Origin of the sequence: Vibrio sp. 16 (genome assembly GCF_963681195.1) — a bacterium.
Taxonomy (GTDB): Bacteria; Pseudomonadota; Gammaproteobacteria; order Enterobacterales; family Vibrionaceae; genus Vibrio; species Vibrio sinaloensis_D.
In genome coordinates, this window is record NZ_OY808998.1 from 155,504 (window position 1) to 176,988 (window position 21,485).

At 44.8% G+C, this 21,485-nt stretch carries 25 protein-coding genes; 11 read left to right on the forward strand and 14 right to left on the reverse strand.

All coding sequences use genetic code 11. From position 1 onward, the window contains the following. Positions 1–194: 194 nt before the first annotated feature. The 3 genes from U9J37_RS14915 to U9J37_RS14925 all read left to right on the forward strand — a co-directional run bounded on the left by U9J37_RS14915 (position 195) and on the right by U9J37_RS14925 (position 2,991). Positions 195–1,673, forward strand: coding sequence for a cryptochrome/deoxyribodipyrimidine photo-lyase family protein (locus U9J37_RS14915; RefSeq protein WP_005471221.1), 1,479 nt, complete (start codon positions 195–197; stop codon positions 1,671–1,673). Positions 1,674–1,751: 78 nt separating this feature from the next. Beyond that, complete coding sequence (locus U9J37_RS14920; protein ID WP_005471256.1) at positions 1,752–2,252, forward strand: fasciclin domain-containing protein; 501 nt, start codon at positions 1,752–1,754, stop codon at positions 2,250–2,252. Between the two features lie 55 nt (positions 2,253–2,307). Further along, a complete protein-coding gene (locus tag U9J37_RS14925; RefSeq protein WP_005471272.1) occupies positions 2,308–2,991 on the forward strand; it encodes a flavin reductase family protein in 684 nt (227 codons plus the stop codon). Between the two features lie 47 nt (positions 2,992–3,038). Here the strand turns inward: U9J37_RS14925 and U9J37_RS14930 are convergent, their stop codons facing one another. Beyond that, positions 3,039–3,287 carry a TIGR03643 family protein gene (locus U9J37_RS14930; protein ID WP_043886792.1) on the reverse strand — a complete coding sequence of 83 codons (249 nt, stop codon included), beginning with the start codon at positions 3,285–3,287 and terminating at the stop codon, positions 3,039–3,041. Between the two features lie 267 nt (positions 3,288–3,554). Between U9J37_RS14930 and U9J37_RS14935 the strand changes: the two genes are divergently transcribed. Further along, positions 3,555–4,772, forward strand: coding sequence for an EAL and HDOD domain-containing protein (locus U9J37_RS14935; RefSeq protein WP_005471308.1), 1,218 nt, complete (start codon positions 3,555–3,557; stop codon positions 4,770–4,772). 45 nt (positions 4,773–4,817) lie between these two features. Here U9J37_RS14935 and U9J37_RS14940 read toward each other — a convergent pair whose 3' ends face one another. Further along, on the reverse strand, positions 4,818–5,159 hold the full coding sequence (locus U9J37_RS14940; protein ID WP_043886791.1) for a low temperature requirement protein A: 342 nt from the start codon (positions 5,157–5,159) through the stop codon (positions 4,818–4,820). A 301-nt stretch (positions 5,160–5,460) separates the two neighbouring features. Here U9J37_RS14940 and U9J37_RS14945 point away from each other — a divergent pair, with 301 nt between their 5' ends. From U9J37_RS14945 to U9J37_RS14955, 3 genes are all read left to right on the forward strand, one after another. Next, the gene (locus tag U9J37_RS14945; RefSeq protein WP_005471185.1) at positions 5,461–6,045 is read left to right on the forward strand and encodes an NAD(P)H-dependent oxidoreductase; all 585 of its coding nucleotides are present in this window, start codon (positions 5,461–5,463) and stop codon (positions 6,043–6,045) included. Positions 6,046–6,195: 150 nt separating this feature from the next. Continuing rightward, positions 6,196–6,852: a DsbA family oxidoreductase gene (locus U9J37_RS14950; protein WP_005471209.1), complete on the forward strand. Its 657-nt coding sequence runs from the start codon at positions 6,196–6,198 to the stop codon at positions 6,850–6,852. 85 nt (positions 6,853–6,937) lie between these two features. After that, positions 6,938–7,477, forward strand: coding sequence for a redoxin domain-containing protein (locus U9J37_RS14955; RefSeq protein WP_005471412.1), 540 nt, complete (start codon positions 6,938–6,940; stop codon positions 7,475–7,477). 74 nt (positions 7,478–7,551) lie between these two features. On the opposite strand, the gene U9J37_RS14960 is transcribed toward U9J37_RS14955, so the two are convergent. Together U9J37_RS14960 and U9J37_RS14965 are read right to left on the reverse strand one after the other, a co-directional pair. Continuing rightward, complete coding sequence (locus U9J37_RS14960) at positions 7,552–7,917, reverse strand: winged helix-turn-helix transcriptional regulator (protein WP_005471207.1); 366 nt, start codon at positions 7,915–7,917, stop codon at positions 7,552–7,554. 339 nt (positions 7,918–8,256) lie between these two features. Then, positions 8,257–8,580, reverse strand: coding sequence for a hypothetical protein (locus U9J37_RS14965; RefSeq protein ID WP_005471345.1), 324 nt, complete (start codon positions 8,578–8,580; stop codon positions 8,257–8,259). 156 nt (positions 8,581–8,736) lie between these two features. Between U9J37_RS14965 and U9J37_RS14970 the strand changes: the two genes are divergently transcribed. Next, positions 8,737–9,075 (forward strand): hypothetical protein, encoded by a 339-nt coding sequence (locus U9J37_RS14970; protein ID WP_005471376.1) that lies wholly within the window; start codon positions 8,737–8,739, stop codon positions 9,073–9,075. A gap of 126 nt (positions 9,076–9,201) precedes the next feature. Here U9J37_RS14970 and folM read toward each other — a convergent pair whose 3' ends face one another. The 5 genes from folM to U9J37_RS14995 form a co-directional block, all read right to left on the reverse strand. Then, positions 9,202–9,918, reverse strand: a complete 717-nt coding sequence (gene folM / locus U9J37_RS14975; protein ID WP_043886790.1) for a dihydromonapterin reductase — start codon at positions 9,916–9,918, stop codon at positions 9,202–9,204. Beyond that, complete coding sequence (folE, locus tag U9J37_RS14980; RefSeq protein ID WP_005471277.1) at positions 9,915–10,553, reverse strand: GTP cyclohydrolase I FolE; 639 nt, start codon at positions 10,551–10,553, stop codon at positions 9,915–9,917. Before folE ends, folM begins: the two co-directional genes overlap by 4 nt. A gap of 11 nt (positions 10,554–10,564) precedes the next feature. Continuing rightward, positions 10,565–10,942: a dihydroneopterin triphosphate 2'-epimerase gene (gene folX, locus U9J37_RS14985; protein ID WP_043886789.1), complete on the reverse strand. Its 378-nt coding sequence runs from the start codon at positions 10,940–10,942 to the stop codon at positions 10,565–10,567. Between the two features lie 88 nt (positions 10,943–11,030). Next, positions 11,031–11,552: a 2-amino-4-hydroxy-6-hydroxymethyldihydropteridine diphosphokinase gene (gene folK, locus U9J37_RS14990; protein ID WP_005471290.1), complete on the reverse strand. Its 522-nt coding sequence runs from the start codon at positions 11,550–11,552 to the stop codon at positions 11,031–11,033. A 223-nt stretch (positions 11,553–11,775) separates the two neighbouring features. Continuing rightward, positions 11,776–12,969 (reverse strand): acetate/propionate family kinase, encoded by a 1,194-nt coding sequence (locus U9J37_RS14995; protein WP_005471330.1) that lies wholly within the window; start codon positions 12,967–12,969, stop codon positions 11,776–11,778. A 288-nt stretch (positions 12,970–13,257) separates the two neighbouring features. Between U9J37_RS14995 and U9J37_RS15000 the strand changes: the two genes are divergently transcribed. Further along, positions 13,258–14,859, forward strand: coding sequence for a putative bifunctional diguanylate cyclase/phosphodiesterase (locus tag U9J37_RS15000; RefSeq protein ID WP_005471276.1), 1,602 nt, complete (start codon positions 13,258–13,260; stop codon positions 14,857–14,859). Here U9J37_RS15000 and U9J37_RS15005 read toward each other — a convergent pair. Together U9J37_RS15005 and U9J37_RS15010 are read right to left on the reverse strand one after the other, a co-directional pair. After that, positions 14,856–15,140 (reverse strand): DUF2218 domain-containing protein, encoded by a 285-nt coding sequence (locus U9J37_RS15005; RefSeq protein ID WP_043886788.1) that lies wholly within the window; start codon positions 15,138–15,140, stop codon positions 14,856–14,858. The two genes, U9J37_RS15000 and U9J37_RS15005, sit on opposite strands and share 4 nt — an antisense overlap. A gap of 79 nt (positions 15,141–15,219) precedes the next feature. Further along, positions 15,220–17,232, reverse strand: coding sequence for a TonB-dependent siderophore receptor (locus U9J37_RS15010; protein ID WP_322414193.1), 2,013 nt, complete (start codon positions 17,230–17,232; stop codon positions 15,220–15,222). A 118-nt stretch (positions 17,233–17,350) separates the two neighbouring features. On the opposite strand from U9J37_RS15010, the gene U9J37_RS15015 reads away from it, so the two are divergent. Beyond that, positions 17,351–18,322: an AraC family transcriptional regulator gene (locus tag U9J37_RS15015; RefSeq protein ID WP_043886786.1), complete on the forward strand. Its 972-nt coding sequence runs from the start codon at positions 17,351–17,353 to the stop codon at positions 18,320–18,322. 43 nt (positions 18,323–18,365) lie between these two features. After that, on the forward strand, positions 18,366–18,752 hold the full coding sequence (gene cueR / locus U9J37_RS15020) for a Cu(I)-responsive transcriptional regulator (RefSeq protein WP_005471406.1): 387 nt from the start codon (positions 18,366–18,368) through the stop codon (positions 18,750–18,752). A gap of 50 nt (positions 18,753–18,802) precedes the next feature. Here cueR and vctC read toward each other — a convergent pair whose 3' ends face one another. The 3 genes from vctC to vctD are packed head-to-tail and all read right to left on the reverse strand — an operon-like array spanning position 18,803 to position 21,444. Then, positions 18,803–19,558, reverse strand: coding sequence for an iron chelate ABC transporter ATP-binding protein VctC (vctC, locus tag U9J37_RS15025; protein WP_039474354.1), 756 nt, complete (start codon positions 19,556–19,558; stop codon positions 18,803–18,805). Positions 19,559–19,565: 7 nt separating this feature from the next. Continuing rightward, positions 19,566–20,516 (reverse strand): iron chelate uptake ABC transporter permease subunit VctG, encoded by a 951-nt coding sequence (vctG, locus tag U9J37_RS15030; RefSeq protein ID WP_005476674.1) that lies wholly within the window; start codon positions 20,514–20,516, stop codon positions 19,566–19,568. Then, complete coding sequence (gene vctD, locus U9J37_RS15035; protein WP_039474356.1) at positions 20,500–21,444, reverse strand: iron chelate uptake ABC transporter permease subunit VctD; 945 nt, start codon at positions 21,442–21,444, stop codon at positions 20,500–20,502. The genes vctG and vctD overlap by 17 nt, the downstream gene beginning before the upstream one ends. Positions 21,445–21,485 lie beyond the last annotated feature (41 nt).

Genomic DNA, 21,485 nt, shown 5'->3' on the forward strand with positions numbered 1-21,485 from the left:
TCACTACATTTACATACAATATATCTACACATAACAACATGTCATAAAAGCCAATGCTATGTGTTTGAATATCTTCAAAGTCCTTCTGAGCACAAGGCTTACAGACTGACAGCGCCGCGCGGAATTATTTTTAAACCAAAGTGACAACAGAGGGCTAAAAATACGTAAAACCAGGGAACTCAACGAGGTCCCAAATGCAATCAATCAATCTAGTCTGGTTAAAAAGAGATTTAAGGCTCACCGACCATCAACCGTTACATGATGCGATTCAAGATGGCACGCCATTCGCGCTCATTTACATCTTTGAACCCCTTCTTCTTAATGACCCTCATTTTTCCGATCGTCATTGGCGGTTTGTGCTGCAATCTCTTGACGACATCAATGAGACACTTACTCCATTCGGAACGTCGGTGCATATTTTGTTTGGCGATGCGACACAGTGTTTTGAGTCTCTAGCTCATCACTATTCCATTGGGAAGGTCTTTTCCCATCAAGAAATTGGCCTAAACAATACCTTTGAACGCGATAAACGCCTCGCTGCTTGGTTTACATCCAACGGAATTCAATGGCACGAGTCTCAACATGGGGCAGTACTACGCGGGGCAAAAACTCGCCAGCAGTGGGACGAGCGTTGGCACACATTCATGCGCGCGCCCCTAGCCGACCCGCAACTCGATCACGCTCGCTGGGTAAACCTCGAAGGGATAGAACCACACATGCGCTTTTCGCCCCCTCTTGAGTGGCAAGGCAAAGCTAACGGTATGCAAACCGGCGGCAGTCAACTCGCTTGGAAAACGCTCGATGATTTTTTTCGTCGACGTGGTAAAGACTACTACCGCCGCATTTCGAGCCCTTCACTGTCTCGGTCCGCGTGTACCCGTATTTCGCCTTACCTCGCTTGGGGCAATGTATCACTGCGGGAAGTTTATCAGTACCTGTTGCAGCACTGGCAGTTAAAGGGCTTTAAACGCAGTGCAATTGCTCTCTCTTCACGCTTGCATTGGCATTGTCACTTTATGCAAAAGTTTGAGTCTGAAGTCGAAATGGAGTTTCGTTGCCTAAACAGAGGTTACGAACCCTTGATCGTTCAAAGCACACGCAAAGACGAAATGATGTTGAAGGCGTGGAAAACCGGCACCACTGGTTTGCCTTTGGTCGATGCCTGCATGCGCTGCTTGCATCATACCGGCTACCTAAATTTTAGGATGCGAGCCATGCTCGTCAGTGTACTTTGCCATCATATGAACCAAGATTGGCGTGACGGTGTCACTCATCTTGCGCAGCTGTTTCTCGACTTCGAACCCGGGATTCATTATCCACAGTTTCAAATGCAAGCTGGAGTTACTGGCATCAATACCGTTCGTATCTACAACCCAACCAAGCAAGCCCAAGAACACGACCCTGATGGTCACTTTATAAAGAAGTGGCTACCTGAGCTTGCTGCCCTTCCCGCTCCCCTGTTGTTCGAACCATGGAAAATGACACCGATGGAAATAATGATGTACGAGATTCCTAAGCAGAGCCTTTATCTGAACCCCATCATTGATGTAGACAACTGCGCCCGTGAGGCTAGAGAGCGTCTATGGTCTTGGCAGAAAGAGCCCGCTGTCGTCTCGGAAGGCTATCGCATCTTAAAACGACACGTTCGAGCCGGAAAACCGAAACACAGTTGATCGAGTTAAGAATAGCCGCGTACAAGCTTTCACTTTTAACAGGGATTATTCGGTACCCTCACCTACAAGGAACATACCATGAGTAAATATCTTCTCGTTATCACAACTGCACTATTCGCACTCTTTTCATTCTTAATGCCAGCGCAAGCTCACGACCACGGAATGAAAAAGGAAGACATTGTTGACGTTGCTGTTGGCAATGGTTCATTTAACACCCTAGTTGCTGCCGTTAAAGCGGCGGGACTCGTGGACACATTGAAAGGCGATGGCCCATTTACCGTGTTTGCACCCACTGATGAAGCGTTTGCGAAACTACCAGACGGTACTGTAGAAATGCTGCTTAAACCTGAAAACAAAGACAAACTGGTTTCTATCCTCACCTACCACGTTGTATCAGGTAAAGTGATGGCAGCAGACGTAGTTAAGCTAGACAAAGCAACCACAGTACAGGGCCAAGACGTGATGGTGAAAGTGATGGGCGATAAGGTTATGGTTAACAACGCAAATGTTGTTGCAACAGATGTAAAAGCTAAGAATGGCGTTATCCATGTCATCGATACAGTGATTATGCCCAAGTAAACGTTCGTTCCAACCCGTCAATAATAGGAGGGCAGCGACTCGCTGCCCGATTCATATGCACAATAAGACATTGACCCGCGCTGACATTGAAGCGCTCGAAAAAATGCAACGCACCCGCCTTATAAACTGTTTGTCGGGCTATAAAAGTGCCAACTTAATCGGTACACGCGATGAACACGGCAATGAAAACGTATCGGTTGTCAGCTCCGTGATCCATATGGGCTCGAACCCACCTCTGCTCGGCTTTATTGTTCGACCGCGCAAAGTAGAACGACATACGCTAGACAATATTTTGAGTACAGGCAGTTTCACCATCAATGCAATAGCGCTTGATTTTGCACAGCAAGCTCACCAAACCTCTGCTCGTTATCCTAAAAACGTTTCAGAATTCAACGCAGCTGGTTTGACGCCCCATTATGAAGACAACATCTCTGCCCCGTTTGTTTTGGAAAGTCCCCTAAAAATGGCGTTAGAACTGCGTGAGCACATCATCATTAATAGCAACGATACGGAAATGGTGATTGGGGAAGTCGTTCACGTAAGTTTGCCAGAGCAGGTCATCATGCCCGACGGTTACGTTGACCTCGAAGCTCTAGACCTCGTCACTATTTCTGGCTTGGACAGTTATCACGTCACCCAGCGCGTTCACCGTTTGAGTTATGCCAAACCAGACAAAGCGCTCTTTCCCCTCACCAAAGAGGGAGAACCCTCATCTTGGCGAGCCTTAGCGCCAGATTAATAATGAGAATATTGGGGGCGCGAAAACGCTATCCGTGCCCCTTCCTGTTAACGATGTTTGTATTGCGTGGGCGCGTAACCCCTGATGACATCACGACTCCGCAGTGCGATGTGTTTGGTTGTTCTCCCAGACACCCTTTCTCGCCATAGCTTGAAACTCTTAGACTTTAGATTGCGCCTCATTAACTGGATCACCTCAGGCTCTGTTAACCCGAACTGGACTTCTATCGCCTCAAATGGCGTTCGGTCCTCCCATGCCATCTCAATAATGCGAGATACTTCGTCACCCTTTAACATCTGACCGTTCCTGTTGGTTAATAGTGATTTAATTACGGCAAAAGGCTGGACTCGGTTCACTCCTGCGTCCAATCAATGTGTCAAAGGCAACCAAAAATTTTAATGTTGAGCGAGCCCAAATGTGAAGCGATTACATCGTTGGCTCTGCTATTCGCTATAGTTAAGAAATGAACAAATTGGCGCGTGAAATATTTTTGTAACAAAAGTGACTTATTTTTAGTTATATTAATAACTGCTAATACAATCAAAACAATGGTAGTTGCAAGCATGCAAACAAATTTGGACACCAACACCTACATCGCTAGGCAACCTATCCTTGAGGTTGATGGTAACGTTTTTGGTTATGAGCTTCTGTATCGAAACAGCATGGCCAATTGTTATCCACAAGGTGTCGCTGACACAGAAGCAACCGCTAGAATGTATGCCGAGCACTTTTTGGGTGACATCGTGGGGCTTTTGGGCAAAACGCCTGCCTTCATCAATTTTGACTACGATTCACTGCTCAATGGCGCGGCGATGGACTTCCCTCCACAAGCTATCGTTGTCGAAATACTCGAGACTTGCTCGCCGACAGAAGAATTGTTTGAAGTGTTAAGCGGACTAAAATCACAAGGTTACACACTGGCACTGGATGACTTTACCCCTAGCGATGAATGGCAATCTTTTTACCCTCTGATTGACATCATTAAGTTCGATATTCAGAGCATGTCGATGATAAAATGCGGGCTAACCATTCGCAGTCTCCAAGGTTACGACATCCGCTTTTTAGCAGAAAAAGTGGAAAGCTATGACGAGTTTGAAGCAGCTAAAAAGTGGGGATTTGAACTATTCCAAGGCTACTTCTTTACTAAGCCTCAACTTATCAAGCGTACTAGGCTGAGCTCTTCAACTGAAACGCTAGTCAGCCTATCCAAGTTAATCGCATCGACACCATTGGATTACAACAAAATCACTAATGTAATCAACCAAAGTGCAAGTTTGAGCTATCAACTTCTCAGGTACGTCAATAACGCGGGGTTGGTCGGAGACATTACCAGTGTCAAACAGGCTCTGGCTTATCTTGGCGACAGTAAGGTGGTTAAATACTGCTCTTATGCTCTGCTCTCGCAACTAGGCAGCGAAAAGCCGCCAGTCCTTCAGCTTTTTGCTTTAAGGCGAGCACGTCTTATGTATTTGACCATGCGCTATCTAAACCAAGAGAGTTTAGCCGAACAAGCCTATTTGACAGGATTGCTCTCTTTAACCGATGCCATGTTAGATATGAACATTGAAGATATTGGCCAAAGCTTGAAGCTAGACTCCGCGATTACCAGTGCGTTGGTACATCACTCAGGTAAGATCGGCGCCACGTTGCAGATCACTAAATGGCTTGAGACCAACGATTGGGTAAGCATCGAGCCTGTTGCTAAACAATTGCAACTATCCGAAAACGACATTATCGCACTTGCCGTCGAAAGCGACCTTTGGATATGCGATGTGTATTAGGTTTGAGCAATGGCTTAACCGAGCACTAAGCTAGATTGCATTGAGCTACCCAACACCACCAATATGCACGATAGCGGATGACATAATCATTATTGTGGCAATCTGCGCCGCCATAATGTAACGGTGTTGTACATCAGTGCTGACATAAATCGATTTAAAAAGGCTTATGTCAAACCATGCAGACCAAATCACGATAAATAGCAACGCAAAAACGGTGAATCCGGTAATGCCAAGGTGATGACTCAAGTAATTTCCCAGCACGAAAATCGATACGACATGAGCCAAATCGTAAAAAATCTCTATACAGTGCACATGATCACTGCAGGTCTGCGCATCCAGCTGATGCTTGGGTTTACGCCATAATGGATGTTTCTTGGCTAAATCCATAAAGTTACGCCCTTTACAAAATCACTGCGCTAAGCCGCATGTTGTGTTCAGTATGCTAGCCCCTCAATAATTTCAATTAGTATACTTTTGGTAACCTTTCCTCGCCGATCCACTCATATTCCACTCCATTTTAAAAAATTAAATTACGATTAAACAAAGACTTAAACAAACTTCAATCGAACTTCATGGTAGTTACTAAAAGTTAACTAATTGCACTAGAAATGCAGGTAACCATAATAAACCGCAAGACAGCGAAATCATTATTCGCTCTGTAAACATCCAATATTGAAGGGTTAATATCATGAGTAACGTTCTAATCATTAACGCACACGAACCATCTCCATTTTCTGAAGGCAAATTAAATGCGGCTTTAGTTGAGAAAGCTCGCACCCAGTTAGAATCAAAGGGCCACGAAGTTCGCGTAGTTACAATGCAAGATGACATCGTAGTTGACGAGCAACTGGCGAACTTTGAATGGGCAGATCGAGTGATCCTTCAGTCACCTGTCAACTGGATGACCATCCCATGGTCTTTCAAGAAATACATGGATGAAGTATTCACAGCTGGTATGGGTGGTGCACTATGTGCGTTTGATGGCCGAACACCAGAGGAACCAAAGAAAAACTATGGCACAGGCGGCACCCGTACAAATACCAAATACATGCTCTCTTTTACCTTCAACGCGCCAGAAGAGTCATTTAATGATGATAGCGAGTACCTATTCCGAGGTCGCAGTGTTGATGATTTGATGTTCCACATGCACGCAAACTTCCGCTTCTTTGGCATGACTGAACTGCCAACGTTTGCTTGCTACGACGTGATGAAAAACGCAGACATTGAGAACGACTTTGCTCGCTTTGAAGCACACCTAGACGCACACTTCTAAGAATGGAGTCATGAGCACTGAATTTACTGACTACAATCCATAAACGGCCCCAGAAGAGTCTAAAGAACTTGAAGCTTACTCAAAGATAATTAAACGCAAATCAAAGCACTGTTTGCCACGTGAGCACAGTGCTTTGAGTAGGAAACTCATATGAATAATACAATTAAGCTCGACATTATTAGCGATGTTGTCTGCCCGTGGTGCATCATCGGATACAACCATTTAAAAGCAGCGATCGAACAGCTTGGAATTGAAGACCGCATCGAGATTGAATGGCAGCCTTTTGAACTAAACCCTGATATGCCAGCCGAAGGTGAAAACCTTCGAGATCACGTTGCTCGTAAATATGGAAGTAGCGCAGAGGAAAGTAAAAACGCGCGCATTCGTATCGCCAGCATTGGCGCTGAACATGACTTCAAGTTTAACTACTTTGATGAAATGAAGATGGTGAATACCTTTGACGCACACCTTTTGCTTGATTACGCCAAGAGTATGGGCAAGCAAACTGAACTAAAATTGCGTTTCTTTACCGCCTTTTTCAGTGAGCAGAAAGACGTCTCTAACCATAAAGTTCTTAAGCAAGAGCTAGTTTCTGTGGGCCTAGACCCAGAAGAAGGAATGCGTTGGCTAAATGACGCACAACGACGCAGTTCAGTCCGTAGTACAGAGAAACAATGGCAAAAAATGGGCGTATCTAGTGTGCCAACGGTGATTTTTAATGGAGAACATGGTGTTTCAGGGGCACATCCCGTAAAAGGCTACAAACAGATCTTAACTGAGTTAATGGCTCAGACAAATCAAAGCTAGGTTACTAAAAGTATACTGGTTGCAACTTGTTTTTTAGTGGCATATCTTTTTTAAGCTCGTTGTGACCTCAATCCCAGGAGCCGAGATGACATACTCACAAAAACTCAAAGCGGGTGACGCTTTTCCTACATTAGAGGCAACAAAGCTTGATGGAACCAAGGTCAAGCTAGGTCAACCTCAAGGTGATGCAACATGGCAAGCGGTGTTTGTCTATCGTGGCAAACACTGTCCACTTTGCACCAAGTACCTCAATGAAATTGAGACCTATAAACAAGCATTTAGTGACTCAGGCGTTGATATTCTGGCCGTCTCTGGTGACTCGAAGCAACAATTGGAGCAACACCTAAAAAAGCTCGATATCAGTTTTCCAATCGCTTATGGTCTTTCTGAGCATCAAATGAAGACTTTGGGGCTTTATATATCGCTACCACGTTCCGAAGCAGAAACCGACCATAACTTTGCAGAGCCAGGGTTGTTTGTAGTCAATGAACACGGCAACTTACACGTTGTTGACCTGTCCAATAACCCGTTTGTAAGACCAGAACTCGGTGCGCTGACCCGAGGTTTGGCATGGATTCGTAACCCGGAGAACCACTACCCTATCCGTGGCACGCTAGACTATTGAGCCTCCAGCTCGAAAGGCAACCATATTGGTTGCCTTGTTACGTTAAAGAGGGAGATAGATGACTGTTGCTCACGCTATTTTAGCTGCACATTGTTGCTTTCAGACCATTTTCTCAACTCATCGAGAATCGTTAACGCACTGCGTCCAAACTCGGTGAGTTCGTAACTGACTGCCAGCGGTTTTTCATTGAGCACGCGACGTATTACCATCTTTTCACTTTCTAGTTCTTTTAGACGCTGGTCGACCATCTTCTTGCTTGCACCGCCCAACATTCTTGAAAGGTCATTGAATCTCACTGGACCATCTTTGAGGTGGTAGATAATTGAGCCCTTCCATTTTGAACCCAAAATCCTCATACCTTTTTCTATCGCACAAGGCTCGATACAAGCACCAACAACGCTCTTACGCCCTTTTGAATCAACTTCAACTTTTGCTTTCATACAGCCCCGCGTCATTTGGAGAAGCTAAGCAACGTAGTTTATCAGCATTGATAATAAAAACGTCACTCATAGTTATTGAGTACGCACATCGAATAGGTGTAAGGGTAGTTACCTAATGGCGAGCGTCTTACGGTATATTTTAGTTACCTAGAGTTTGAATACAATTAGTATACTTTTAGTAACCTAGTTCATAATGAGCTGAATCAACCAACGTTAAAGTCTCCATAAATAGAATGTACTAGTAGTTTTTCTTCGGCCAATTCGACTATCTTTTCTCGTCACAATACATGGCTATAACTCATTTTAAGGCACAAATGAGTTCCCCCAACAACACTTCATTCACTTTCTTTGTCGGCGGCCATTACGACTTTGCTGAACATCGTAGCGAATATGCTTGCTTGCGTTTTTTAGTTGCACACCAGCTTTACTAAATGCGTTTTGGATAGTTGTGGAGACATGCTGTTGGCCCTCGCCCGCGAGAAAACTGGCTCGGTCTTGGTCAGATCCAAATACGCAGACAATTTCTAGGCTTTGCGGAAACGCAGCGTGTTTGACGGTATGAGTCACCCATAGGAAGCCATCGTAGCCCTTTAATGTATCTTCACAAACGTCGGTCAGTACTTCTCTAATGAGGTTCTCTACCTTCTTATCTGATTTGCGCATAAAGAAAACTCCGTTTTTAAACTTTGAAAGGGTCCAAGTCTACATTGTCTTGAACAAGATTGGGCGGAGGATTTTATTCACTCCCCTATTGACGAAACTGTTCTTAGCTCACCTTATAGTGATAAAATCGCGCCATCAGAATTATTGAGACACTCTATGTTTATTCATCGCGTAAACGATATCGACTGGCTAGTGATTACCGCTTTTGAAGAGCTGAAGCCTCTTTTCATAGAAGAAGCCGGAGCCATTCCCTCTTACTTTTCTACCACCAGCGAACTGAGCTTGATTGATCAAGCCAAACGCGCTTATGGGTATCTGCCTAAACTCAGTGGTGTGATCACTGATACGGGCACATTTCAAAGCAAGGATATCGAAGAAGATTTGAATCCCCAGCTTGCCTGTCTGGTTGAGGGGCGCGGTCGGGTGTTTATCTATCACGGTGGCTTTGTCGCTTTTGTTGATGACGAGCAAACCTTTATTACCCGGATGGATTAGGCACTGCACACCCTAGCGTATAGAACTAAAAAGCGAGCTCTAGGCTCGCTTTTGGCAATAGCAAATACACGCATCAAGAGTCAGTGAGCATAGAAAACGGTAAGCACCGTTTGAATGACAAGACTTTCACTTCAAGTGTCTCCCACCGTCAAGATGCAAAATTCTTCCAGTCATATAGTGGCTACCTAGGACAAATTTAATCCCATCGATCACTTCTTCAAAACCTGCCTCTCTTGGGAGCAACGCTTTTTGTAGCGCCTTGGCTTTGTATGCGTCATCATCATGGTCATTGAATTTGATCATGGCTGGAGAAAGCGTGTTCACTTTAACTTTTGGCGCCAACATCGCGGAGAAGGAAAGCGTCAAGTTATTGAGAGCAGCTTTACTTGCAGCGTACGCAATGTGTTTCTTGCTGCCTTTCTCTGCCACGTAATCACTGATGTGGATGATGTCTGAAGTGTTGTCGCCAAACATGAGTTGATCTTTGAGTGTCAAATTGATCAGGTACGGTACGCTAACGTGAACCGTCATCATCTGGGTCATAATTTGCGACGCATTCTCGCTCGGGTTCTCTTTATTCTCTGCCTTCCAGTCAGACGCATTGTGTATGATGGCTCTTAGCGACTTATACTCCTGACCGACATAATCAAGAAAACGCTCAACGCTGCTATGTTGATAAAAGTCTACCTGCTGCAGGTCTGCCCCATCGTCACGCAATCGTTGCAGCTGAGGATAATCGCGTCGGTAAGTACCGATCACGCGGTATCCATCAGACAACAGCTTCTGCGCCAACGCAAAGCCAAGACGTTTTCCCACTCCGGTTATTAGAATTGTCTCACTCATCTTAAAAACTCTGCTCTGGTTTGAGGGTTGGTCTTGAAAATGCCCCCGAGCGCCGTTGTTGAGGTTTCAGAGTTTGCATCCATGACTCCTCTTGATTTGACGCAATAATGAGTCGCTTTAATGCTCACGGCGACGTTTTCCGTCTCGACCAGCGTCTGTATCGCCACCAATATTTGTTGAGTTAAACGCTCTTGGACCTGAGGTCGCTGGGCGAAAAATCGAACGATTCGGTTAATTTTCGATAGCCCAAGTATCTTAGATTCCGGTATATAGGCGACTTGTGCTAGACCGTCAATCGTGATGAAGTGGTGCTCACAGGTTGAGGTTAAATCTATGTCCGAAACCTTGACCATTTCGTCTACGGACATCTTGTTATCGATGACACTGATTTTAGGAAAGTTGTCGTAATCAAGCCCGGAAAAAATCTCATGGACATACATTTTCGCGATCCGGTGAGGCGTTTCAGCGAGGCTGTCATCGGTTAAGTCCAACCCAAGCGTACTCACAACTTCCGTTAATAGTCCTTTGATGCGATTGTACTTTTGATCACTGCTCATTTCGCTTGTTGTCATCGGAGTTTCAAGCCCTCTGGAGAGTAGAGCATTTCGTACTTTTTCAGCTTCTTTGGTCAACATTGGCTCAATCCTTATGAATTAGTATCTTGGTCTGCTTGATAGCTCAAGGTTAGCGATACGGAGTCAGCGAAACGTAACGCATGAGGTTTGTCGATTCTTACTTGCGCATACTGCACCCATGGGTGGTCAATGCAGATTCCGAGTACGTCACTGGTCAGTTTTTCCAACAACAGAAATCTGCCAGATTCGACATGGTGAATAATTGTCTTGCAGATGTTTTTGTAGTTGAGAGCGTTATCTACATCATCGGCGAGGCAGAGATTGTTGGCGGGGTAATGGATTTCTGCGTTTATAACAATATCTTGCTGCTTTGTTTTCTCTTCTTCGTTGAAACCTATGAAGGTTCTTAGTCTGAGATTAGTGATCGTAATAATGGCGTTGTTATTCATGACAGTTTCTCTCCCTAGAAGGTGAAGTCACGTACGTGCTTGTTGTAACAAAAGATCAATAAAGTGCGTGCGATTAAGACGCCATTCGTTATTTTGAAGGCACTGTAATGGCCGAAGGTAAGCTAACCTTGAACGGTATAACGTCAGTCTTTTGGCTCTGCTGATCGAAGCTATCCCATAACTGCTGAAAGGGAGTGCCTAAGATTGGATGGCGCTCTTGAGGCGCTAAGTCGACTAGCGGGCGAAGAACAAACGCGTACTCGGTGATCTCACCTCGTGGCAGTTCTACTCCGTCAATGATTCCTACTTTATCGCCGTAAAGAAGGATATCGATGTCTAGCGTGCGTGAAGCGTATTCTTTAGTCTCACGCTGACGACCATTATCAAATTCGATTTGATTTAGAACTTCAGCCAACTTTGCAACAGGAAGGTCACAATCGAAACCAACTACTAGGTTCAGAAAATTATCTCCCTCGAAACCAACGGGCTCGCAGTCGTAGCAATGTGATACAGCTAGGGGGGCAAAATGTCGATTTAATGCTTTGAGAGATTCTGTAACGTGATATTCGCGGTTAATGTTGCTGCCGATACTGACATAAACGAAGGCCATAGTATTTTATTCCTTTTTAGCCTTTCTGTACGCAGCAACTCAGTGAGACGATCAGCTAAGTTCCATCTATTTGTCAGGTAAACGATGTGCCTAAATGCCATCTTTCTTTGTTCTTTGCTTCCTGATTGGATATTAATTCCGGTTTAAGTTTATTGAAAACAAGAAAGGCGAACCAAAAAGGTTCGCCTGACAGTGAGATATTCCTAATAACGCTATGAGTTTTTTACAGTAGCTCTACTGACTGCTGAGCAATAACAAACTCTTCGTTGGTTGGGATAACCATAGCCACTGCATCAAGGATTGATGACTTCGCGATGATACCTGCGTTACCAAAACGTGCATCTTCGTTGCCTTTTTCATCTTCAACGAAGCCCAGTAACTTAAGGTTGTTTAAGATTTCGCGGCGAATCGGCAATGAGTTTTCACCGATACCACCGGTAAAGATAATCGCATCTAGGTTGCTAAGTGGGATTAGGTAAGAGCCAATGTACTTCGCCACTCGGTAAGTAAAGACTTCGAACGCCAGTTTAGCGCCCTCGTGGCCTTCTTCCATCGCTTCTAAAATACCACGTGCGTCTGACGTTAGACCGGAAACACCAAGGAAACCTGATTTCTTATTCAACGTTTCGAAGACTTGCTCTGTCGTCCAACCTTTTTTGATTAGGAACTCAATCACACCTGGATCTAGGTCACCAGAGCGTGTGCCCATCATTAGACCAGCTAACGGTGTGAAGCCCATAGACGTATCTACTGACTCACCATTTTCGATCGCACACACTGATGCGCCATTGCCCAAGTGAACAGAGATAAAGCTCGCATCTTCAACAGGTTTGTTAAGCATTTTCGCTGCTTCGCGGCTAACAAAGTAATGGCTAGTGCCGTGGAAACCGTATCGACGGATGCCGTATTCTTTGTACAGTTCGTTCGAGATAGCACCTGTAAATGCCTTTTGCGGCATCGTTTGGTGGAACGCAGTATCAAAGACAGCAAATTGAGGAAGGCTCGGGAATGCTTGCATTGCAGCTTGAATACCTTTTGCGCCTGCTGGGTTGTGGAGCGGAGCCAAGTCAGACAGGTTTTCAATTTCTGCGAGCACTTCATCATTAATACGAACCGTTGAAGTGAACTTCTCACCACCGTGAACGATACGGTGTCCCACAGCAACTAAATCTTGTGTGAAGCCTAGTGTTTCCATCAAAGCAACAATACGGTTGATGGCATGTTGATGGTGGTTATCTGGGGCAGTGATCGCTTCTTCCGTTTTCTCACCATTGTATTTCCAGCTGATGACGGCTTCTGGAAGACCGAAGCACTCACCAAGACCAGAGACAATCGCGTCTCCCGACTTAGAATCGATAACAGCAAACTTAAGTGATGAGCTACCTGAGTTAATAACCAGCACATACGAATTTGACATGAGGGATGTATCCTGTTTCAGACCGTGTATTGAAAGCACTATGCTTGTATCGTTATGAATACCATTATTCAATTTTTTTTGAATCTTTCAACTTTCTTTAGCTAAATTAAACAAAACAAATAACTTTTGTTGATCTAAAGCAACTGTCAATTTAATTCGACGGTAAAATTTAATGTTAGTTTTATAATCAGTGCTGAGGGTTCTACAATAAATAAGTGCAAACGATTTCATTTGCACACCAGATTTTAAGGCAACCCGAAAGGTCAATAGACAAACAATGGTGACAACTTGTATACATTAGCAGTTCTTCTCATCACTGTTGGCATCATATTGTTGCTGTTTGGTTTAGTTCCAGCTCGCCAAATTTGCACAAAAACCAAACACAAAAGCTGGCGAGCACTGAGTCTATTAATAGCTTTGTTTGTGGTTGGTTACACATCTGTATTGGTGTCTCTTCTGATGACACAACAAGTCAATAATGTGGTGTTTGGCTTATCCATTATTCTCTTTTCAGGCAGTGTGTTTGTTTATATGGTGACCACCTTTAGCCTCAACACCATCAAAAAACTTCACCACCTAGCGGAAGAAGAAAAGTACAACGCGCTTCATGATCCCCTAACCTCTCTACCTAACAGAAAGCACTGTATTGAAACCATTAACTGTTTAATCGATAACCAAGTACCTTTCCATCTTTTGATGGTTGACGTGGTCAATTTTAAACAAGTCAATGATGGTATGGGGCATTTTTGTGGTGACCAGTTGTTGGTGCAAATCGGCCAGCGCATTGCCTCCAACATCACTCGAGGCGACTTTGTTGCCAGAATTGGTGGTGACGAGTTTATTGTCATTTGCCCTAACCAGAATGATATAGCAATCCAGTCACTCGCGAATACGATAAACATTGAGCTTAAAAAGACATTCTCTATCGATGGCTTCGAGCTCACCAGCAGTGCTATCGTTGGCATCAGCCGATTCCCGGATCAAGGCAAAGATGCCGAGCAAGTGATCAACGCTGCTGATATGGCGATGTATTGGGCGAAGCGCAGTGGCAGGGAGAGCGCTAAGTTCGATCCTTCCATGAATCAAGGTGCTCGGCAAAAACTGGAAATTTCACGCGCCATTGATGAAGCGCTAGAGAAGCAACAGTTCAGAATTTACTATCAACCCATCGTGTGCAGTAAACTCAACCTAGTTTGTGGGTATGAAGCATTGATGCGTTGGGTCAAACCCGACGGGACGACCATCAGCCCGGTTGATTTTATCCCCGTCGCGGAGCAAAGCAATAAGATCAACTCCATCACCGAGTGGTTACTTGACCATGTCGTCGCAGATATTGAGGCGTTTCATCAACACGGAATTCACTGCCCTGTGCACGTCAACTTGTCAGCGAAAGATCTCATGGGTAGAAGCCTAGAAAATCAACTCGTTGCCTTAGCAACACGAACACCATCATTAACTGACTCTATTGTGTTGGAAATAACAGAAAGCACTGCAATTAACCGATTACGCAGCCCAGAGAAGCGTCTAGAGGCATTGAAATCGCTTGGATTTAAAATAAGCTTGGACGATTTTGGTACCGGCTACTCTTCACTGTCACTCCTGCGCGATCTTCCTGTTGATCAAATCAAAATCGACCGATCGTTCTTATATCAATTAGAGAGAAATGAACGTAACCGCTCTATAGTGTCTAACGCGATCTCATTAGCACATGGACTAGGCTATAGCGTGGTTGCAGAAGGCGTTGAACAACAAGAGATTTTGCACATTTTAAATAAATATGGCTGCGATTACATTCAGGGTTTTTATTACAGTCCGGCAATGCCGCTAGAAGACGCGATTTTATGGACGCTAAACCATAATCCGCCGCAGATTGATGAACTAGCGAATTAGGGCTCCCACACTAGCTCAATGGGCTCACGGCGAGCAAAAAGGTGAACATGGGATTCTATGATTGCCATGATGGTTTGGAGTTTTTCTTCCCCATCAGCACAACAATAAATGGTGAGAGCGGAGTTTGATGGCTCAACTTGCATCCTTGCCTCTCCCATGGGAAAGGTCACATGGCCACTCACTTCATCCCACACTGCGTCAACTTTCCTTGAAAAGTGACGACACAGAACCGTTAGATATTTGCTGGCGTGCTCAGAGTAAATCGTAGTCTTTTTTTTCATTGTGGTTCTCAATAAATTGGCAGTTGAATATAAGCTGCCCGTCCAGGCAGCTAAACATATCTTGTGAAAAGTCAGTCAATTAAAATTGGTAGGCCGCCGAAAGCTTCACGTTTCTGCCAGGTTCGTAATCATCGGCGGTAATATCCCCAACAACGCCAGTCTTAGACGCATGAGATGCATATTCCGTATCGAATAAATTGTCGATGCCAAAAGTAATTGACAGATTATCGATATCTGATGGAATCCACTGCGCGTATACGTTGTGTACATGATATCCTTCTTTAACAGGTGTGCCCTCTTGTACGTTGTCTTCCTCTTTAACCCACTGTGATGTCCAGCCGAATATCGTATCTATCGACTCTGCTTGATAATCTAGTGTCAATGCGATGCTGTCTCCGACATCTGTGCTTCGGGATGAGCGGCCTAGAGTATTTAAAATTGGCCCCCCATTAGTCTTATCTTTGTTATCTGAGCGAGAGTAAGACAGCTTGGACGTAAAGTTCTCATACCCATAGGTTGTACTTAACTCAAAACCTTTGATTTCCATGTCACCATGGTTAAAGATCCGGTATCCGCGCGTTGATCCATCATAAGCCGCAATGATGTAATCATCGATTGTCGTTTTGAAGACGGTTAGGTTAGCCGCAACATGATGCTCATCTATAAACTTATTAAATCGCACTCCGCCCTGCGTGTTTAAGCCAGTTTCAGCCTTTATGTCGTCGTCCAACTGAGCAACATCTTGGTACTTTACGAACGACTCAAGCAGTTCTGGGCCTTTAAATAGACTTCTCACACTGGCAAAAAGTGCCCAATCTGTGGCAACTTGCCATTCTGATGCTAACGCCCATGTCACACCATTAAAGTCTTCTTTACCCGTTTCCGCTTCTCTTTGGTAATCATCAAATCTGAGACCAGCAGTCATATAGAAGGTATCAGTGAAAAACCATTGATTCTCCATAAATACAGCCGTACTTATCGCGGTTTCATCAGCGTAGTTTTGACTACCATAAGTACTTTTGCTGTTTTTGTTCATATAGTCCGTTCCGTAAGTCAGCGTGCTGCTTACTCCAGCCAGAGAATAATCGCTTTGGAACTGGGCATTAAATCCTGTGTTTCTGTTCTCTGCAGTGTTTACTGATAGGCGGTCGGTAGGCCAACGACTTTTAATTTGAGATTCATCACGTTTAATCTCCGTTCGAGTACTGTAAAGCGACGCCTTACCGCGATGCTGATCACCCGTGAGCTGGTATGACAACGTCAATGTATCGCGGTCATAATTTGTTGGGATTAACTCTTCATTTGAGCGTGATTTAATCGCATCGACAGACCAATCGGGCCTCGGGCTGTAGTCACCACTGTCGCGATATACATCGTAAGCAAACTCAAAACGATGTTGCTCTGAATGCTCAAAACCAACCTTACCCAACACATTGTAGGTATCACCTGCGACGCCAAATGATTCAACGCCTCGGCCATCTTCAAAGTCATCACGTTGAACATAGTGACCATAGACCATTACATCAATACGCTCACCGAGAAGCGCGTAAGCTGTCAATGAACCTTGTTGGCTAGCATTGTTGGCATACCCACCATAAACTCTGGCACCGTAGAGCTCATCGTAGCGAAGAAGATCTTTCGCATCTTTGGTCTCGAAATAGACGGAGCCTCCCAGTCCATTTTGCGTCACCGAATTACTACCTACTTGAATATCGGCACTCTTTAAAATGTCAGGATTGAGCGTCAAATTACCAATATGGTGGAACATGTTGGCATGTTGAGAAGCACCATCGAGACGAATATCTAAATCCGTTTCATCAAGACCACGAATATTAATTCGCTGATTGACCGAGTGAGTTCCTCCCACATCGACACCAGGAATGTCTCGAAGCAAGTCAGACATATGATCAGCTTGTTTCAGTGACATATCCTGCGCGCCAATTGATTCGGTGTTGCTCGAGACTTTCGTACCCCAAACTAACACTTCGTCAAAGTAACTGGTTTCTTGCGCGATCGTAGGCTGGCTTATTGCAGCCGCTATAGCGCAGTAAACCAGTGTAGGTTTTAATTGTGTGAGGTTAACCCTTCCCATGAGAAATATTCCTAGTTGGTAATGATAACAATTCGCATGTATGATAAGTGTCATTTTTATTAACGAGAAGAATTTGCGGTTATGCCAAATCGCATAACAGTTATGAGGAATCACTACCATGGAACCTGGTTCACGCGCTCCCACTTCTATCCCTAAGGTGGTGCTCACAAAGACTGTCATTGAAAACAATCGAAGGGTAATCTTTAGCCAAACTCGGTTCACCAACTCTCCAATCCTTGAAGGAAAACTCCTCAATTACGAAGCGCCTGAAGCGTTCACCTTATATGGTGGAACCAGTCATGAGTTGGTCAACACGCACGTGGTCTCATCAATCAAACCCTGTGTTATCTTGACCATCGTTTTAGACGGTACGCTCACTTTTGGCTACGACGATCTAGAGTTTAAATTGGATGGTGCGCGATGCGCTGAAGTCGTCATGGTCAACCTAACACATCCAGTAAGCTTTCATCGCAGTATTGAAAAAGACAATCAACTCACCAAAGTGAATATCGTTATCTCACCCTCTTGGCTTAAGTCTCGTCTTAATCAAAATGGGAGCCCAAGCCAATTTGTTCAAACTCATCTCAATTACCTAAGACAACCCATTAATGGCGATACGCTCAATCTCATTAATCGGATTCTCAGTTGCGAGCAACCTACCGAATTATTGGGCAGTCTAAAGCTTGAATCGCTATCTTTGCAGCTAATTCAAAAAATGTTTACGCTGGTTGATCAAAGCGAGTCAAGACACATTGCGTCAAAAGAGGCACCACAATCTGAACGCATTAAACGGATTCTACATTTTATTGAAACCCACCTCGAAGCGCCGATGAGCTTAGATGTCTTGGCTGCACGTTTCTCAATGAGTACATCCAACTTGCAGCGCGTTTTTAAAGATGAGTTAGGCGTTACCGTGAAAAGCTACATTCGCCAAAGACGGCTTCACGTCGCCAAAACTGGATTAGAACGCGGTGTGCTGACGGTGACAGAAGCCGCATACGAGGCAGGCTACAACCACCCTGCGAACTTTACCAATGCGTTTAAAAAAGAGTTTGGCGTTCCACCAGCAAAAGTAGTAAAACATCTTTAACGACAAACGGAGATAACACTCAGATATTAGGAGTGAGGAAAACATGAACATAGGTGCGGTCGCTAAACTGACAAATTTGTCGAGCAAATCTATTCGCTTATACGAGGAAAAAGGCTTAATCACGCCGCCTTGTCGCAGCGATGCAGGATACCGAGAGTACAGCGATCAGCATGTTCAAGAGCTAAACCTAATCTCGCGGGCTAAGAACGCCGGATTTTCCCTAATCGAATGCAAAGAGTTTGTCGAACTCGCGCAAAATCCAAACAGAAAGAGCCGCGAAGTCAAAGCGAAAGCACAAGAAAAACTCCTTGAAGTTGAAATCAAACTTCGCGAACTCAAAGAGATTGAAAAGCAATTGAAGCAATGGGTGTCAACTTGCCCAGGTGATGAAGGGAGCAAATGCCCTATCATCGAGGATCTCACAAAGTAAACGCTGTAGTGAGTGAAGCCATCCAGTGGGGCTTCACTCAATTCTGGATGCTAGTAGTAGGTACACATGCGCTTTCCATCCACTTCAACGATGTTAAACGGCGTTTCGTAGATACTCTCAAGAATATCCGCTTGAATCACTGCTTCAACACTGCCTTGCGCGACCACTTTTCCCTTTTTCAACGCGATGATCTTATCCGAATAACAAGCCGCGAAGTTGATGTCATGGATAACAACCACAACAGCTTTGTTCATTTCATGGGCGAGCTTGCCGACATTTCGCATAATCTGTAACGAGTGTTTGATGTCTAGATTGTTCAATGGCTCGTCTAAAAAAACGTAGTCGGTATCTTGTGCCATCACCATCGCAATAAAAGCAAGTTGACGCTGTCCGCCGCTCAATTCATCCAGGTATTTGTGTTGAATAGAGTCGAGATCCAAATAGCGGATCGCCTTATCGATCACCGATTGGTCGTTGTCATCTAGGTTGCCCTGTGAATAAGGGAAGCGACCAAATGAGACCATTTCACGCACGGTAAAACGCATCGTAATGGTGTTAGCTTGGCGAAGCACTGCAAGTCGTTTAGCTAACTCTTTGTTATCCCAATCAGAAAGCTCTTTGCAATCAATGTAGACTTCCCCTGAGTCACGAGAAACTAGGCGGCTTGCCATAGAAAGAAGCGTACTCTTCCCCGCTCCATTTGGCCCAATGATTGCGGTCACTTTGCCTTTCTCAAACTCGGCGCTCGCATTATCAACAACCGCAGATTGGCCAAATACCTTGTTAAGGCTTTTTAAAGTAATCATATTCAACCTAAATAATCTTATTGCGCAGCAGCATCGACAAGAAGTACATACCACCGACAAAGTTAATCACGACACTGAGCGTCGTCGTAAAACCAAACAGATTCTCAACAATCCATTGCCCAGCGAGCAGCGAAGCAATAGATAACAGCGACACCGCACCAAACAGAACTTTGTGGCGATAACTGGTAAACATTTCTCTGGTTAAGTTCGTCACGAGCAAGCCAAAGAATAGCAAAGGCCCGATCAATGCCGTCGAGATCGAGATCAAAACCGCAGACAGCAGCAAGATCTGCAAGGTCACGCTCTTCACATCGACCCCTAAGCTGATGGCGTTGTCTTTATCAAGCCAGAAGACGTCCAGCAGTCGATGAAGAGTGTAAAGTCGCCACGAAATGAAACACAGTAACGGCGCGCTCAAATAGACCAAATCAACATTGATGTTGTTGAAGCTCGCAAACATGTTTGCCTGAACGGTCGCAAAGTCGTTCGGGTCCATGAGCATAATCAAAAATGATGAACCACTATCAAAAACCTGCCCCAAGATGACGCCGAGCAACAACAGCACAAGCAAGTTTTGTCGCGCGCCACGGAAGTAGAAGCCAAACAGCAGCACAGAAAAGCCCAACATAGCCGTCACTGACACAGCAAAGTTGAAGTAGCTGTTCATCGCAATACCGCTTAACCCACCAAACATCACCACCATCAGAACCTTGGTGAACAAGTAGAGCGAGTCAAAGCCCATGATACTTGGTGTTAATATCCGGTTGTGGGTAATGGTCTGGAATGAAAGCGAAGACAAACCAATCGCGACGCCCGCTATAACCATCGCAAGAACTTTTGGTACGCGGCGAGACAAGAAGTACTCGTAGTTATCCGCGTTAAGCCCAATACCGATGAAGAGACCAGCAAAGACGACAGACACCAACGCCAAACAAAACAACTTATGACGATCGTGCATTTTTCTCACCTTGTAGAATGAAGTAAATGAACACTGCACCACCCAGTAAGCTGATGATGTTTGAAATCGGCAGCTCATACGGGAAGATAATTAAACGTCCTGCCAGGTCGCAGACTAAAACGATGAGCGCCCCAAGAAGCGCGGTAAGGGGGATGTTGCGCCTTAAGTTGTCGCCATAAAAACGACTCACGAGGTTAGGAACAATCAATCCTAAAAAAGGGAGCTTACCAACAATCATCACAACAGATGCTGACATGACCGAAACCAGCAACACCCCAACAACCAACACTTGCTGGTAGTTTAAGCCCAAGTTGACCGCAAAATCTTTTCCCAATCCCACGGCTGAAATACGTGTTGCGTACAATAAGCTGAAAATGGCAAACGGAATCGCGACATAGAGCAGTTCGTAATCGCCTTGCAACAAGTTAGCGAAATTGGCCACAGCCCAGCTCGACAAGTTTTGGATTGCATCGTATTTGTAAGCGAAGAACGTCGCGACCGATTGCACCACATTGCCAAAAATGATCCCAACCAGAGGGACAAACACCGCGTTTTTAAACTGAATACGATTGATAAACTGAACGAACGCCAGCGTGCCTAGCATAGAAACTGAAAATATCAGCCAAAGTTGGTTGCCGTTGCCAAACAAAACCAAACTCAAAACGTAGCCTAACATCGCGCACTCAATCGTTCCCGATGTCGATGGAGAAGCAAATCGGTTTTGGCTGATTTGCTGCATGATAAGACCAGCGATACTAAGGCCTGCTCCTGCTAAGAGCACGGCCGCTAAACGGGGAATTCGACTGGTAAACAACAGATCCCAACTTTGCGGATCGCCAGCCAACAGTTGTGCGACATTAAGCTGACCAATACCAACAAATAGAGACAAGACACTCAAGACCAAGAGCGTCCAAGATAACATCTTCAAAAGTCTATAACCTCTTGAACCTAAAAAACCTCAAGCGTGAA